Annotated in this window: 13 protein-coding genes; 4 read left to right on the top strand and 9 right to left on the bottom strand. The window is 71.3% G+C overall.

Annotated features, from left to right (window positions below; translation table 11 throughout):
• Window positions 1-26: 26 nt before the first annotated feature.
• Window positions 27-1,496 (bottom strand): MFS transporter, encoded by a 1,470-nt coding sequence (locus tag JIX56_RS35895; protein WP_257546806.1) that lies wholly within the window; start codon window positions 1,494-1,496, stop codon window positions 27-29.
• A gap of 57 nt (window positions 1,497-1,553) precedes the next feature.
• On the opposite strand from JIX56_RS35895, the gene JIX56_RS35890 reads away from it, so the two are divergent.
• The 3 genes from JIX56_RS35890 to JIX56_RS47735 all read left to right on the top strand — a co-directional run bounded on the left by JIX56_RS35890 (window position 1,554) and on the right by JIX56_RS47735 (window position 4,262).
• Window positions 1,554-2,429, top strand: coding sequence for a helix-turn-helix transcriptional regulator (locus JIX56_RS35890; RefSeq protein ID WP_257546804.1), 876 nt, complete (start codon window positions 1,554-1,556; stop codon window positions 2,427-2,429).
• A gap of 292 nt (window positions 2,430-2,721) precedes the next feature.
• A complete protein-coding gene (locus tag JIX56_RS35885; RefSeq protein ID WP_257546803.1) occupies window positions 2,722-3,219 on the top strand; it encodes a cupin domain-containing protein in 498 nt (165 codons plus the stop codon).
• Window positions 3,219-4,262 (top strand): ketoacyl-ACP synthase III family protein, encoded by a 1,044-nt coding sequence (locus JIX56_RS47735; protein ID WP_306819900.1) that lies wholly within the window; start codon window positions 3,219-3,221, stop codon window positions 4,260-4,262. Before JIX56_RS35885 ends, JIX56_RS47735 begins: the two co-directional genes overlap by 1 nt.
• Window positions 4,263-4,363: 101 nt before the next feature.
• Here the strand turns inward: JIX56_RS47735 and JIX56_RS35870 are convergent, their stop codons facing one another.
• From JIX56_RS35870 to JIX56_RS35855, 4 genes are all read right to left on the bottom strand, one after another.
• A complete protein-coding gene (locus JIX56_RS35870) occupies window positions 4,364-5,248 on the bottom strand; it encodes an AfsR/SARP family transcriptional regulator (RefSeq protein ID WP_257546801.1) in 885 nt (294 codons plus the stop codon).
• A 275-nt stretch (window positions 5,249-5,523) separates the two neighbouring features.
• Window positions 5,524-5,982, bottom strand: a complete 459-nt coding sequence (locus JIX56_RS35865; RefSeq protein ID WP_257546799.1) for a MarR family winged helix-turn-helix transcriptional regulator — start codon at window positions 5,980-5,982, stop codon at window positions 5,524-5,526.
• A gap of 86 nt (window positions 5,983-6,068) precedes the next feature.
• The gene (locus JIX56_RS35860) at window positions 6,069-6,500 is read right to left on the bottom strand and encodes a hotdog fold thioesterase (RefSeq protein ID WP_257546797.1); all 432 of its coding nucleotides are present in this window, start codon (window positions 6,498-6,500) and stop codon (window positions 6,069-6,071) included.
• Window positions 6,501-6,510: 10 nt separating this feature from the next.
• Window positions 6,511-8,076 (bottom strand): MFS transporter, encoded by a 1,566-nt coding sequence (locus JIX56_RS35855; protein WP_257546795.1) that lies wholly within the window; start codon window positions 8,074-8,076, stop codon window positions 6,511-6,513.
• Window positions 8,077-8,280: 204 nt separating this feature from the next.
• On the opposite strand from JIX56_RS35855, the gene JIX56_RS35850 reads away from it, so the two are divergent.
• On the top strand, window positions 8,281-9,237 hold the full coding sequence (locus JIX56_RS35850) for an aldo/keto reductase (RefSeq protein WP_257546793.1): 957 nt from the start codon (window positions 8,281-8,283) through the stop codon (window positions 9,235-9,237).
• 96 nt (window positions 9,238-9,333) lie between these two features.
• On the opposite strand, the gene JIX56_RS35845 is transcribed toward JIX56_RS35850, so the two are convergent.
• The 4 genes from JIX56_RS35845 to JIX56_RS35830 all read right to left on the bottom strand — a co-directional run bounded on the left by JIX56_RS35845 (window position 9,334) and on the right by JIX56_RS35830 (window position 13,430).
• A complete protein-coding gene (locus JIX56_RS35845) occupies window positions 9,334-10,071 on the bottom strand; it encodes an HAD family hydrolase (RefSeq protein ID WP_257546791.1) in 738 nt (245 codons plus the stop codon).
• The gene (locus JIX56_RS35840) at window positions 10,068-11,633 is read right to left on the bottom strand and encodes an FAD-dependent monooxygenase (protein ID WP_257546789.1); all 1,566 of its coding nucleotides are present in this window, start codon (window positions 11,631-11,633) and stop codon (window positions 10,068-10,070) included. The genes JIX56_RS35845 and JIX56_RS35840 overlap by 4 nt, the downstream gene beginning before the upstream one ends.
• Window positions 11,621-12,379 carry an SDR family NAD(P)-dependent oxidoreductase gene (locus tag JIX56_RS35835; RefSeq protein WP_257546788.1) on the bottom strand — a complete coding sequence of 253 codons (759 nt, stop codon included), beginning with the start codon at window positions 12,377-12,379 and terminating at the stop codon, window positions 11,621-11,623. The genes JIX56_RS35840 and JIX56_RS35835 overlap by 13 nt, the downstream gene beginning before the upstream one ends.
• Window positions 12,380-12,443: 64 nt before the next feature.
• Window positions 12,444-13,430, bottom strand: coding sequence for a 3-oxoacyl-ACP synthase III family protein (locus JIX56_RS35830; RefSeq protein WP_257546786.1), 987 nt, complete (start codon window positions 13,428-13,430; stop codon window positions 12,444-12,446).
• Between the last annotated feature and the right edge of the window lie 50 nt (window positions 13,431-13,480).

The following is a 13,480-nucleotide window of genomic DNA, read 5'->3' as shown; positions in this document are numbered from 1 at the left end:
CGTCCTCTCGTCCTGCTTACGTTTCCTCAGCGTGCGTCGGCCGCGACCGGCTCACCGGCGCCCGAGGCGGTGGCGGCCGCGGCGCTCCGCCCGGGGCGCAGGAACGCGATGGCGGCGAGGCCGGCGACGAGCAGCGCGGTCGCGGCGGTCAGCAGGCCGCCCTGTACGCCGTTGAGGACGGCGGCCGGGCCGCTGCCGCCGGAGGAGGCGATGCCGGAGGCGGCGACCGTGGCCAGGACCGGGGTGCCCACCGTGACGCCGAGCTGCTGGCCGGTGTAGGCGAGACCGGTCGCCAGGCCCTGCTCGTGGTCCGGCAGACCCGAGGTGGCGGTGATCATGTAGCCGACGACCGCCAGGAGGTGGCCGAAGCCGCCCGTCGCGGTGGCCACGAGCAGCAGCAGCATGCCGCCGTCGGTGTCGAGGAAGAAGAGCGCGGCCGTGCTCGCCGCCTGCAGGAGCAGGCCGTACACGAGCGCCCGGTGGACGCCGATCTTCCCGATGATCCTGGCCGCGAAGGCGCCGCCGAGGACGGCCGCGACACCGAGCGCGGCGAACGCGAAGCCGGCGTCGAGCGGGGTCATCCCCCGCACCTGCTGCATGTACAGCGTGAGCAGGAAGACCATGCCGGTCATCATCGCGAAGGTGACCAGACCCGTGGCGTTGCCCCAGCTGACGGTACGTCGGCGCAGCACTCCCAGATCGACGAGCGGCGCGGCGACGCGTGACTCGACGGCGAAGAAGGCGACCAGCAGCACGGCGCCGGCCGCGAGCGCGCCCAGGGTCATGCCGGAGCTCCAGCCGTTGCGCTCGGCGGAGGTGATGCCGTAGATGACCGAGAGCAGGCCGCCGGTGACGGTCACCGCGCCGAGGACGTCCAGCTTCGGGGTCTCCTCGTTGCGGCTCTCCTTGATCAGGATCGGGGCGGCGATCGCGGCCGCGATGCCGACCGGGACGCTGATGAAGAGCGTCACGCGCCAGCTGGTCAGATCGGTGATGACACCACCCATCACCACGCCCGACAGGAAGCCGAGCGACAGCAGGGCACCGTTGATGCCCAGGGCGCGGGCGCGCTGCGGCCCCTCGGCGAAGTTGGTGGTCAGCAGGGACATCGCCGCCGGGGTCAGCATGGCGGCCGCGACTCCCTGGGCCGCGCGAGCCCCGAGCAGGACGCCGGGGGTGGGGGCGAGGCCGCCGACCAGCGAGGCCACCGCGAACAGGACCATGCCGGCGACGAACCAGTTGCGACGGCCGTACAGGTCGGCGGCACGGCCGAAGAGCAGCAGCAGACCGCCGGACGGCAGGGCGAACGCGGTGACGACCCACTGCAGGTCGCTCAGGGCGAAGCCGAGGTCCTCGCCGAGGACGGGAAGCGCGACGCTGAGGATGGAGAAGTCCAGCGCGAGCATGAACTGCGCGCCGCACAGCAAGGTGATGATGAGCCACTGGCGCGTGGTGAAACGCACCTTGGCGGGCGAGTTGACGGAATCGGAAGTCATGCCGCGAGGCTCGCAGTCCGCAACACGCCCTGGGGAGTCCGTACTTATCCTGTGTTCATGACCACCAGTCTGAACGCGGTACGGGAGCCCCGCCGACGCGAGGAGCTCAAGCACTTCCTGCGTACGCGCCGGGAGCGTCTCACGCCGGAGGAGGTGGGCCTTCCACCGGGGGCGCGCAGGCGGACCCCGGGTCTGCGCCGGGAAGAGGTCGCCCTGCTGGCCGGTATCGGCGCCTCCTGGTACACCTGGCTCGAACAGGGCCGGGACATCAAGGTGTCGGCGCAGGTCCTGGACGCCCTCAGCCGCACACTGCGGCTGGACCCGGCGGAACACGACCACCTCTACCAGCTGGTCGGGATGAACCCGCCGCGCCGCACGGCGGACGACCTGTCCGACACCACACGGCTGACCGCCCTGCTGGAGGGCTGGATGCCGTCTCCGGCGTACGTCATCGACCGCTGCTGGAACATCGTGGGGACCAACCGGGCGGCCCTGCTGGTCTTCGGGTTCCGTGAAGGGGACACCAACTGCCTCGTGGCCTTCTTCACCAACCCGGCGTTCCGGGCGCGGCACCGCTACTGGGAGGAGATCGCCCCCGGTCTGGTGTCCGAGTTCCGCCGGGACGCCGCCCGCTACCCCGACGACGCGGAGTTCACCCGGATCTCGGACCAACTGGTCCAGGAGAGCCCGGAGTTCGCGGAGCTGTGGTCGCGGTACGAGATCACGGCGACGAACCAGGGCGTGAAGGCCGTCGACCATCCGAGGGCCGGGTGCCTGATCTTCGACCACTCGGTGCTGGAGATCCCGGACCGCCCGGGCGTCCGGCTGATGCTGCACACGGCCCGGGCGGGCACGGACACGCGCGAGAGGGTCATGGAACTCCTGGGCCGCGACGAGCGGAAGGGGCGGATCTCCCTGGTCGAGGCGGGCTGACACGGGCGATCACGGCGGTCGGCCGGTGCGGCGCAGCGCGGCGGTCGATGCGGCGGCGGTGCGGCGCGGCGGTCGATGCGGCGGCGGTGCGGCGCGGCGGTCGAGGACGGCTGGAGAGCCGGACGAGGAACGACCGAGGGGCGGCCGAAGCCCCAAAAGAGGGCAGCACAGGAACCCAAGACAGCCCTCGATCGAGTGACAATGCTCTGATACATATGGCTGCGGACGGGGGCGCGAGCGTGCTCCCGCCTCTTTCGTGCACACACTTTCCGCGAGCAGAGGAAGACGTACCGTGGTCAACAAGAGCAAGGTCGCAGCAGCCGGTGCCGTCGTCGCGGTGACCTTCGCCGCCGGGTTCGCCACCCAGCACCTCGCCGTGGCCGAGGAGCCCCCGGTGAGCGTGGTCACGCTGAGCCAGGGCGTCACATCGGCCCCCTTCAAGATCAAGGCGAACGGCGACCGCAAGATCCTTTACCGCAAGGCGGTCGTGCAGCCGGGCGCCTCCACCGGCTGGCACTACCACGTGGGCGAGGAGATCGCCGTCATCCATTCCGGCACCTTCACCCGGATCGAGGGCTCCGACTGCTCGGTGGAGGAGTACGGTCCGGGCGAGTCGCTCGTCGAGCCCGTCGGCCCCGACACCGTGCACATGGGCATCAACAACGGCACCGAGCCCGTCGAGCTGTACGTCGTCGACATCATCCCCAAGGACGCCACCGCCCCGGTCGTGGCCGCCCCGGACCCGGGCTGCGACACCGAGGGATACAAGGGCGCCGGCGGGCGACCGTGATGCGTCTGCCCCGTCCCCTGGGTATCTCGGGGCCCGCCCTCTGGCTCCCCGAGCGGCGGCAGAGTGCGCGGGAGGCCGTCGAACTGGGGCTGGTCGACGCCGAGACGGCCGGGGAACTGGGGTATGCCCAGCTGCCGGTGGCCGACCTCGCCCCGCCCGAGATGGCGGTCGAGGCGGGCCGCCGTGCGCTCGCGGCGGCCGGCACGCACCCCCGCGACATCGGCCTCGTCCTGCACGCGTGGATCCACTACCAGGGCCACGACCTGTGGTCCCCCACGCACTTCATCGCCGACCGGCTGGGCGCCGACGACGCCGTACCCGTCGGTGTCCAGCAGGTGTGCAACGGCGGTGCGGCGGCCGTGGAACTGGCGGTCGCGCGGCTGTTCGTCGAGCCGGCCCTCGGCCGGGCCCTGGTGACCACGGCCGACGCGTTCGTCGAGCCGGGCTTCGACCGCTGGGGCGGGGACTACGGCATCGCCTACGGTGACGGGGCGACCGCCCTGGTCCTGCACCACCTGGAGGGGACGGAGGGAGGGCGGCCCGCCGATCTGGTGCTGCACTCGCTGTCCACGGTGGCGGCGCCGCGGCTGGAGCGCATGCACCGCGGGGACGACCCGTTCAGCCCCGCCGCGCGCTCGCTCGGACCGCGGGTCGACATCCGCCGCACCAAGAAGGCGTTCCTCCAGGCGTCGGGTATGGAGGCGTTCACCGAGGCCAGTGCCCGTGCGCTGCGGTCGGCGGTGGAGTCGTGCCTGGACGGTGCGGGGATGGCGGCCACGGGTGATCCGCCGCTGCGCTATGTGGTGGCGCCGAGGCTCGGCCGCAAGACCGTCGATCTGGCCTACGCGCCCCTGCTGTCGAAGCTCACCGGGGCGGAGCTGCTGCGGCCCGGCGCCGACACCGGGCACCTCGGCGCCGGTGACGCGGCGGCCAGTCTGGCGGAGCTGCGTGCCCGGCGCCTGCTGGGCCCCGGCGAGTACGCGCTCGTGGTGAGTGCCGGTGCCGGGTTCACCTGGTCGTGCCTGCTGGTGAGCGGGGGCTGACCCTCGACGACACAACGGGTCCGTGGGGCGCTCAGCCCCCCGGACCCGTCATGCGTACCGGACCGGATGGGTACCGGACCGGATGGGTACCGGACGGTGCCTCAGCCGGTCGGCTGCATGGCCGACATGGGCAGGCGCCGGACCGTCCCTCCGCCGACGGCCCGGCCCCTCTGCCGCCCGGAGCCCTGGTCGGCGGGCCCCGCCGTCGGCTCGTCCAGCGACGGCTCCCCGCGCAGGATGTCCTGCTCCAGCTGGATGAGGAACGGTGAGGGCTCCAGGCCCAGCTCCTCCACCAGCCGCGTGCGCAGCCGCCGCATGACGGCGAGCGCCTCCGCCCTCCGCCCCGACCTGTACAGCGCGAGCATCAGGTGGCGGTGGAAGTTCTCGTGGAGCGGGTGGCGGGCCGTGAGCCCGGTCAGCTCGGGCACCAGCGTGCGGTGGGCGCCCCGCTGGAGATCGGCGCAGATCCGCTGCTCCTCGACGCAGATCAAGGACTCGTCCAGGTGGACGATCCGGGCGCTGAGCAGCTCGCCGGCCTCCACGTTGACGAGCGCCGGGCCCCGCCACAGCGCCAGTGCCCGGCGGAGCAGATCGGATCCCCGGGCGAATTCACCACGCTCGACCGCCGCGACCCCCTCCTCCGCCAGCAGTTCGTACTCCGTGATGTCCAGTGCCACCCGTGAAGTGGACAGGACATAACTGCTGCCCTCGGTTATCAGAATTTCCTCGGCGACGGTGGCGGCGCTTGTCCTGAGTGCTTCCGCCAAGGTGCGCCGGACATGCCCTATGTAGGTCTGAATCGTGGCTGTCGCCGTCCGTGGCGGCTTGTTCCCCCATAGTTCCTGCATGAGTGCGCTGACGGATATCGCTCGGTCGGCGCTGACCGCGAGTAATGCCAGAACCTGTCGTGGCTTCGGTGCCAGGATCACCGGCTCCGACTCCTCGTCGAAGACGGTCATCGGACCGAGGACGTGAATCTGCACCATTCCCCCTTATTGGTACATTACATTCCACTCGGCGGCGGAATGCAAGATTCCGCTTCCCTCAGGGCCACCATGAGCATTACCCTGAGTGACCATTCAACTGTAGCAGGGTTCTGGCTTGAAACCACTTGAATGTTTGATCGAGCAGGGAATATTTACCGGGTGGAGCGCTTGCTGTAACCAATCTCACTCCGGTCGAAAAAAGAAAAAGCCACGGTGAGTAAATCACCGTGGCTTTCTCGGATGCGCGGACCCGTCAGCGGAATATGGAATTCCACTCAGGGGGTGGATTCCAGCGAGCTCAGTAGGGCGATCGCCCGCTCCAGGTATTCCTCGAACTGGGCCAGTTCCTCCGGCGTGAACTCGCCGCTCAACGCGCCCTCGACATGAAGGGCCGCCTTGTCGGCCTTCCGGGCGACGGTACGGCCCGCGCGGGTCGCCCGGTTGACCACGACCTTCTGGTGGAGCTCCGAAGGTTCGCGCACCACCAGACCGGCCTTCTCCAGGTTCGTCAGGACCGTGGCCATCGTCTGCGGGGTGACCATGCACTCCCGCGCGAGCTGGGCCGCGGACATGCCGTCGGAGACCGACAGCAGCAGCAGGACCGAGTACTGCGGCACCGTCAGGTCGAACTCCCGCAGCACCTGGGTCTTGCGTGCGATGAGAGCCTGCTCGGCTCTCTTGATCGTGTGCCCGAGTCGGCCTGCGGCGACCGTCTCCGCCGTCGTGTTCGCCATATCAATAGTCTCGCATACGACAGAGGACGAAGCATTAGCCGCGCAGTGCCGTCGCCCCGTCGGACCCCGCCCCCTGGAGGGTGCCGTCACCGTGGCTTCCGGCGCCTGGCCGGCGGAATCGCACACGTCAGCCTGGCCGTACAGGTGCGCCGGCCCCGCTCGTCGGTGACGACGATCTCGTAGGTCGCCGTGTGCGTGCCCACGTGCAGCGGCCGGCAGACGCCGGTGACCCGGCCCGAGCGGGCGCCCGCGTGGTGGGTGCAGGACAGCTCCTGGCCGACGATGATCCGGTCGGCGCCCGCGTGCACCCAGGCGGCGAGCGACCCCAGCGTCTCGGCGAGGACCGCGTTGGCTCCGCCGTGCAACAGCCCGATGGGCTGCCGGTTGCCGTCCACCGGCATGGTGCCGACGACCAGATCCGGCTCGCAGACGGTGATCTCGATACCGAGGCGCTCCACCAACTGCTGTTCGGCATAAGGGGGCAGGACCTCGACGGGCCCCAGGGCGGTCTGAGTCATGGCCGCCCCCTCAGTGCGTCGAGGCGGGCTCGGGCGCCGCCGCAGCCGCGCCGTCGGAAGGCTCGGCGGGTGCATCGCCGGACTTCTTCCCGCCCGAGAGGAGGCTGCCGACGACGACCGCGCTGACGGCACACGCCGCCGCGACGATCCACATCGTGGTGTGCAGCCCGCTCGCGTACGCGTCGGCCATCGCGCCCACGGCCCGGTCCCGCACCTCACCGGCCGGCAGTGTCCCCGCGGCCTCGGTCAGGCCGCCCTGGAGCGCACGCGACGTCAGCTCCTCTCCGCCGCCCGGATACGCGGAGACCGCGTCGTTGTCGAGGGCGCTCGTGGTGAGCGCGGTGACGAGGGCGCCCAGACCGGCCATGGATACCGCGTCGGAGGTGAGCCGGACCGTGTTGAACATGCCCGCCGCCATGCCCATCCGTTCCGGCTCGACGGCCGAGACCGCCGCGCCGTCCAGAATGCCCAGCGAGATGCCGTACCCGATGCCCAGCAGGAGCAGCGGACCGGCCAGCGCGGCAGCCGACGCGCCCGGTTCCACCAGGGTCAGCCAGGCGGCGCCGACCGCGGAGCAGCCCAGCAGCACCAGGAACAGGGCGCGTTGCGAGACCTTCTGCGCGAGCAGCCCGGTGAGGGCGGGCATCACCAACGACGGGCCGGTCAGCAGCAGCAGGACCACGCCGATGCGCAGCGCCGACATGCCGCTCGTGGAGGTCAGATACGGCGGGAGCACGATGACGAGCGCGACGAAGCTGAACGCCAGTACCAGGGGCACCAGACAGACGGCGAGGAACTGCGGCCGGGCGAACAGGCCCAGGTCGAACATCGGGTGTTCGGTACGGCGCTCCACCGCCACGAACACCCCCATCAGGACCAGGCAGCCGACGGCCGCGGCGAGCACCACGGGGTCGGTCCAGCCCCGGCCCGGGCCCTCCACCAGGGCGAGGACGAACAGGGCGACGGCGAAGCCGAAGCTGAAGCTGCCCGCCCAGTCGAAGCGCGGCCCCTTGTTGGGCGCGGAGTGCGGCAGCAGCGGCGTGCTCAGCAGGACGAGCACGGAGACCGCGGCCAGGACGAGGAACACCGAGCGCCAGCCCCACAGGTTGACCAGGGCGCCGCCGAACGCGGGTCCGAAGGCGAGGCCCGCGCCGAGGAACGTACCGAAGAGGCCGAACGCCTTCGCGCGAGCGGCGCCGTCGAAGGCCTGGGCGAGGATGGCGGTGATGGAGGCGAGCGCGGCGCCGCTGCCGAAACCGGCGATCGCCCGCGACAGGTCGAGCAGGAGGATGCTGTTCGCCAGGCCGGAGACGGTCATCCAGAAGGCGAAGAAGGCCATGCCCCAGGTGAACATGCGCCGGTGGCCGACGCGGTCGGCGAGCGAGCCCATGGCCGCGAGGCTGCTGGACGCGGTCAGCATGTAGCCGTCGACCACCCACTGGGCGGCGGCGAGTGAACTGTGCAGATCGGCGCCGATGTCGGGGACGGCCACGGACGGGCCGGTCACCACCAGGGTCATGAGCGGACCGACGACGCACGCCGCGGCGAGCGTGGCCCGCGGGTTGCCGGTGGACACGGAGGATCACCTCTGTCTGTTGGGTGTCGGGTATTCGGGGCGGTTATTCGTTTTCAGGCATGAGCCAGAACCCTGTCATAGAGTAGAGGTCTACTCGACCCGGATGTCAATGTCGTATGCCAGGGTTCTGTGTAAAGATGAGGGCCTGTCATCCGTCGGCAGGTACGGGACACAGCGAGAACGGGAAGGGCGGTGCGCAGGGCGATGCGCAGGATCCAACTGGGCGGCTCACAGCGGACCTTCGGGGCTGTCGGCCTCGGCTGCATGGGCATGTCGTGGGGCTACGACGAGCTGGGCCGGGACGAGAACGAGTCCATCGGGGTGATCCGCCGTGCCGTAGAGCTCGGTGTCGATCTGATCGACACCGCGGACCAGTACGGCCCGTTCACCAACGAGCTGCTGGTCGGCAAGGCCTTGAAGGGGTACCGCGACAAGGTGCTGCTCGCCACCAAGGGCGGGCTCGTGGTCGACGACCCCGCCACCTACCGCAGCCACCGTGACGGCCGGCCGGAGTATCTGCGCTCCGCCGTGGAGGCGAGTCTGCGCCGGCTGGACGTGGACCACGTGGATCTCTACCAACTGCACCGCATCGACCCCGAGGTGCCGGTCGAGGAGAGCTGGGGCGCGCTGGCGGAGCTGGTGAAGGAGGGCAAGCTCGGCGCGCTCGGGCTGTCCGAGGCGTCGGCCGACGAGATCGGCCGGGCGCACGCGATCCATCCGGTCGCCTCCGTGCAGAGTGAACTGTCCCTGTGGAGCCGGGAGGCCCTGACAGACGGGGTGGTGGAGTACTGCGGGCGCGAGGGCATCGCGTTCATCGCGTTCGCCCCGCTCGGCCGGGGCTTCCTGTCCGGCCTGATCAGCGGCCCGCAGGACCTCCCCGAGGCGGACGGACGGCACCGGCTTCCGCGCTTCCAGGCCGAGGCCATCACCGCCAACCGGGCCATCGTCGACCGGGTGCGGGCGGTGGCCGACGGGCTCGGCGCGACCGTGGCACAGGTGGCGATCGCCTGGGTGCTGGCCCAGGGCGACCACGTGGGCGTCATCCCCGGCACCAAGACCCGCCGCTACCTGGAGGACAACGTCGCGTCCGGCTCCCTGACCCTCTCGCCGGACGCCCTCGCGGAACTGGCGGCCCTGCCGGAGGCGACGGGTTCTCGCTGAGAGAGCCGGTGCCCGGACCCCGGCCGGACCGGCGCGGACGGCGGTGGGCGGTCTCCCCCCTCGGGGAGGCCGCCCACCGGCATGTGCCGCCACCGCCTACACCGGCTGGCGCTGGGTGCCCGTCGCGAGGGTGGCCGGGAGGACCGGCCAGCCGTGTTCGGCCGCGTGGACCGTCATCGTCGGGTGCGCGCCGACCACCGTGGGGTGGCCCACCATCCGGAGCATGGTGAGGTCGCCCGGATCGTCGCCGTAGGCGTAGCAGTCCGCCGGGTCCGCGCCGAACTTGTCCAGGGCCTCCCGTACCGCGTCCGCCTTCGCCGGACCGAACATCGCGTGCCGGATCGCACCGGTCATGCAGCGCCGTTCGTCCAGTTCCGGTTCGGTGCACAGGACCAGGTCGATGCCCAGGTCGTCGGTGATCGGGGTCAGGGTCGCCGGCCACGAGCCCGAGACCACCACCGTGTGATGGCCCGCCTCCTGATGGCGGCGCAGCCGGGCGACGGTCGGCTCGATGAACGGCGCACCGTGCTCCCGCAGTTCGGCGTACCACATACGGGCCTCCGCGAGCACGTCGTCCCACGGGATGCCGGCATGCAGCTCGTAGAACTTGGACACCACCTCGACCGGTGTGACGCCCATCGACGCCAGCCGCCGCAGCGGCTCCACCATCCGCTCGTACGTGGCTCCCGTGACGTCCCCCTGGCGCCGCAGCCGATACCGCAGCAGGGAGAACGGGCTCTTCATGGCGATGAGCGTCTCGTCGGCGTCGAAGAAGGCCACCACGGGACGGGAGTGGCCGGTGGCCGGCGGGATGGGGGCGGGGGTCGTCGTCATGGCCGGCTCCTTGGGTGTGCGGCTCGGTCGAGCAGTCGCGCGGTGTCCTGTGGCCGCCCGGGGTCGCACCGTGCCAGCAGATGGCCGTCCGGGCGGACCACGGCCACGGTCGGCACCGGACCCAGCGCCCGGGCCGGACCCGAGGGCAGCGCACGGGTCAGATCGAGTACGGGTGTGCCCTCGGGCAGCGCCCCGCGCACCCGGTCGCGCGTGCGCTGCCAGTCCGCCGGCGGCGTGCGCGTACCGGGCCACAGCAGCACGGTGTGCCGATCCCGGGCGATCACCGGCCAGCCCCCGCTGCCGAGGTGCGGGGCGTCGTCGGCCGGACCCGCGACCTTCAGCGGCAGCCGGGGGTGGCGGTCACCGTCGTAACTGACGGCCGTCTGACTGAGCTGTGGCGCGAGCTTGCGCTGGAACAACCCCGTCCGGTCGGCCGCCATGAACGCCGCGTCGCGCAGCGCGACCTTCGCCGGCGTGTTGACCAAGCCCGCTTTGGTCAGCCACTCGGTCGAGCGCGCCACATCGTGGGAGACCGCCCGCCGCTCGCTGTCGTACGAGTCGAGGATGCCCTCCCCGAACTCCCCGCGGATCACCCCGGACAGCTTCCACGCCAGGTTGAACGCGTCCTGCATCCCGGTGTTCATGCCCTGGCCGCCGGCCGGACTGATCACGTGCGCCGCGTCGCCCGCCAGGAAACAGCGGCCGCCGCGGAACGCGGACGCGATCCGCACCCGTACCCGGAAGGAGCCGCTCCACAGCAGCTCCTCGACCACGCTGCGGCCGGCCGCCCGGTCGTCCACGACCCGCTGGAACATCTCACGCGGCGGCGGACTGTCCTGGTCGTAGGCGTCGTGCGGCACGTTCAGGGCGATCCGGTGGACGCCGTCGCCCATCGGGCCGAGCACCATGGCGCCGCTCGGCGCGTAGCAGTAGTGGGACAGGTCCTCGGAGAGGCTGGTGGTCAACCGGGCGTCGGTGATGGCGAACGACACGTCGACCGGCGGACCGTCGTACGCGATGCCCAGCTCCTTGCGGACGGTGCTGTGCGCGCCGTCCGCGCCGACGAGCCAGCCCGGTTCGAGCTCCTCGACCCGGGCCGGCTCGTCGGCGTGCTCCAGCTTGACGTGCGGCACGCCTCCCGCGTTGTCCAGGGAGGTGAGCCGCACGCCCTCCTCGACGGTGCCGCCGAGCGCGGCGAGCCGTCGTCGGAGCACCCGCTCGGTCTCGTTCTGCGAGATCGTGAGCGCGAACGGGTAGGGCGAGTCGGGCAGTTTGCTCATCCAGGCGGTGGCCAGCCGACGGCCGCGCGAGTAGAACGCCGTCCCCGCCAGCCGGTGTCCGAGGCCGAGCAGTTCGTCGGTCACCCCGATCCGGTCGAGCAGTTCGAGATTGCGCGGCCAGATGACGTTCGCCCGGGAATGCGCCGAGGGACCGCGCCCGGCGTCCACGACGCGTACCGTGACACCGCGCTGGAGCAGTTCGCAGGCGACGACCAGACCGACCGGGCCCGCGCCGACGACGAGCACCGACCGCTCCTGCCGGTCCCGCGTCAGGCCGCCCACATCAGCCCCCCGTTGACCTCGACCACGCTGCCGTTGACGTACGAGCTGTCCCGTGAGGCGAGGAACACCGCGGTGGCGCCGACCTCCTCCGGCCGGCCGAGCCTCCCGGAGAGCAGCCGGCCGCGGTAGCTCTCCCAGGCGCGCTCGTTGGCGGCCAGCTCCTTGCCCATGCCCTCGTCGATGTAGCCGGGCGACAGGCAGTTGACGGTGATGCCCTTGGGCGCCAGCTCGGCCGCCGACGTCCGGGTGAACATCTCCACGGCCGCCTTGCTCGCGCTGTACGCGGCGGCGCCGATCGCGGCCCGGCCGGCCACGCAGGACGACACGTTGATGATGCGGCCGCCCGCGCCCGTCGCCTTGTCCGGGGCGGTCATCGGGGTGATCACCGCACGGGTGCACAGGAAGACACCGGTCAGGTTGGTGGCCAACGTGGTGTTCCAGTCGGCCACCGAGAGCCGGGCGATCTTGCCGTCACGGCTGACACCCGCGTTGTTGACCAGGATGTCGATGCCGCCGAACGCCTCCACGGCCGCGGTCATCAGCCCGGCCACCGACCGCTCGTCGGTGACGTCCGTCTGGTGGTAGAGCAGCCGGTCGCCGTGCACGTCGGCCAGCTCCTTGATGTCGTACGGGTTGCGCGCGGCGACCACCACCGAGGCGCCCTCCGTGAGGCAGGCCTCGGCGATCGCCCGGCCCAGGCCCCGCGTGCCGCCGGTGATGACGGCGGTCTGTCCGTCGAGCCTCATGGCTCCTCCATCCGCTGCGTGTGGTTGGTGTGTGCGTGCGACGACCGGTGTGGGTGACACGGCGTCAGTACCAGGTCAGCAGCGCGGCACCTGCCGTCATGCCGCCGCCCACCGACGCCAGCAGCACCTTCTCGCCGCGCCGCAGGGGCCGCTCCCGATGGGTGGCGTGCAGGGTGAGCGGCACGGACGCGGCGACGGTGTTGCCCAGCTGCGGTGCGGTGTAGGCGACGCGCCGCGGGTTGATCCCCGCCTCCGCCACGAAGGTCTCCAGGAGCCTGGTGTTCGCCTGGTGGAAGACGAACCGGTCGATGTCCTCCAGGGCCAGCCCGCAGTCGTCGAGGGTCACGGCGGTCAGCTTCGCCAGCACCGACAGCGCGTAGTCGCGCACCGCGCGCCCGTCCATCCGGAAGAGGTGCTGCCCGGCCTCGCGGGCCCGCGCGTCGAGCGGCGTCCGCGTACCGCCGGCCTCCACACCGACGTAGTGGTGGAACTCCCCGTCCGTGACCAGGTGCACCGACTGCAGGCCGTAGCCCTCGGGGACCGTGCCGAGCACGACGGCGCCCGCGCCGTCACCGAACAGGCTCACCGTGCGCCGGTCGGTCCGGTCCATGATCGTGGAGAACATGTCGGCACCGACCAGCAGCACATGCTCGCCGTGGCGGCCGGTCCGGACCAGCCCTTCCGCGACGGACAGCCCGTACAGGAAACCGCTGCAGACGGCGTTGATGTCGAAGGCGGGCAGCGCGGAGAGCCCCAGCTTGTGCTGGAGGATCGCCGCCGTGGACGGCTGCGGTACGTCCGGGGTACTGGTCGCCACGACCAGCGCGCCGAGCCTTGCGCGCACCTCGGGGCCGACGGCCTCCAGCGCTTCCCGGGCGGCGGGGACGGCGAGGTCGGACGTCGTGGTGCCCGGTTCGGCGTACCGCCGCTGAAGCACTCCGGTGCGCTCGGTCACCCAGGACTCGGGCATCCCCGTCCAGGTACTGATCTGCTGGTTGTCGACGACCTTGTCCGGTGTGTAGGAGCCGATCGACAGGACACCGACTGGCATGGTTTCCCTTTCCTGTTCCTGTGCTTTCGTGGGTGGTGGAAGCGCGGCAC

Origin of the sequence: Streptomyces sp. CA-210063 (genome assembly GCF_024612015.1) — a bacterium.
GTDB lineage: Bacteria > Actinomycetota > Actinomycetes > Streptomycetales > Streptomycetaceae > Streptomyces.
Note: the sequence above shows the minus strand (reverse complement) of the source record. Positions and strands in the feature narration are given on the sequence as shown.

Excerpts from the sequence above, each read along its gene's own strand:
- JIX56_RS35830 (WP_257546786.1), bottom strand. The coding sequence starts at position 13,430 with ATGCCAGTCGGTGTCCTGTCGATCGGCTCCTACACACCGGACAAGGTC.
- JIX56_RS35890 (WP_257546804.1), top strand. The coding sequence starts at position 1,554 with ATGACCACCAGTCTGAACGCGGTACGGGAGCCCCGCCGACGCGAGGAG.
- JIX56_RS35895 (WP_257546806.1), bottom strand. The coding sequence starts at position 1,496 with ATGACTTCCGATTCCGTCAACTCGCCCGCCAAGGTGCGTTTCACCACG.
- JIX56_RS35835 (WP_257546788.1), bottom strand. The coding sequence starts at position 12,379 with ATGAGGCTCGACGGACAGACCGCCGTCATCACCGGCGGCACGCGGGGC.
- JIX56_RS35845 (WP_257546791.1), bottom strand. The coding sequence starts at position 10,071 with ATGACGACGACCCCCGCCCCCATCCCGCCGGCCACCGGCCACTCCCGT.
- JIX56_RS35860 (WP_257546797.1), bottom strand. The coding sequence starts at position 6,500 with ATGACTCAGACCGCCCTGGGGCCCGTCGAGGTCCTGCCCCCTTATGCC.
- JIX56_RS35850 (WP_257546793.1), top strand. The coding sequence starts at position 8,281 with ATGCGCAGGATCCAACTGGGCGGCTCACAGCGGACCTTCGGGGCTGTC.
- JIX56_RS35865 (WP_257546799.1), bottom strand. The coding sequence starts at position 5,982 with ATGGCGAACACGACGGCGGAGACGGTCGCCGCAGGCCGACTCGGGCAC.
- JIX56_RS35870 (WP_257546801.1), bottom strand. The coding sequence starts at position 5,248 with ATGGTGCAGATTCACGTCCTCGGTCCGATGACCGTCTTCGACGAGGAG.
- JIX56_RS47735 (WP_306819900.1), top strand. The coding sequence starts at position 3,219 with ATGCGTCTGCCCCGTCCCCTGGGTATCTCGGGGCCCGCCCTCTGGCTC.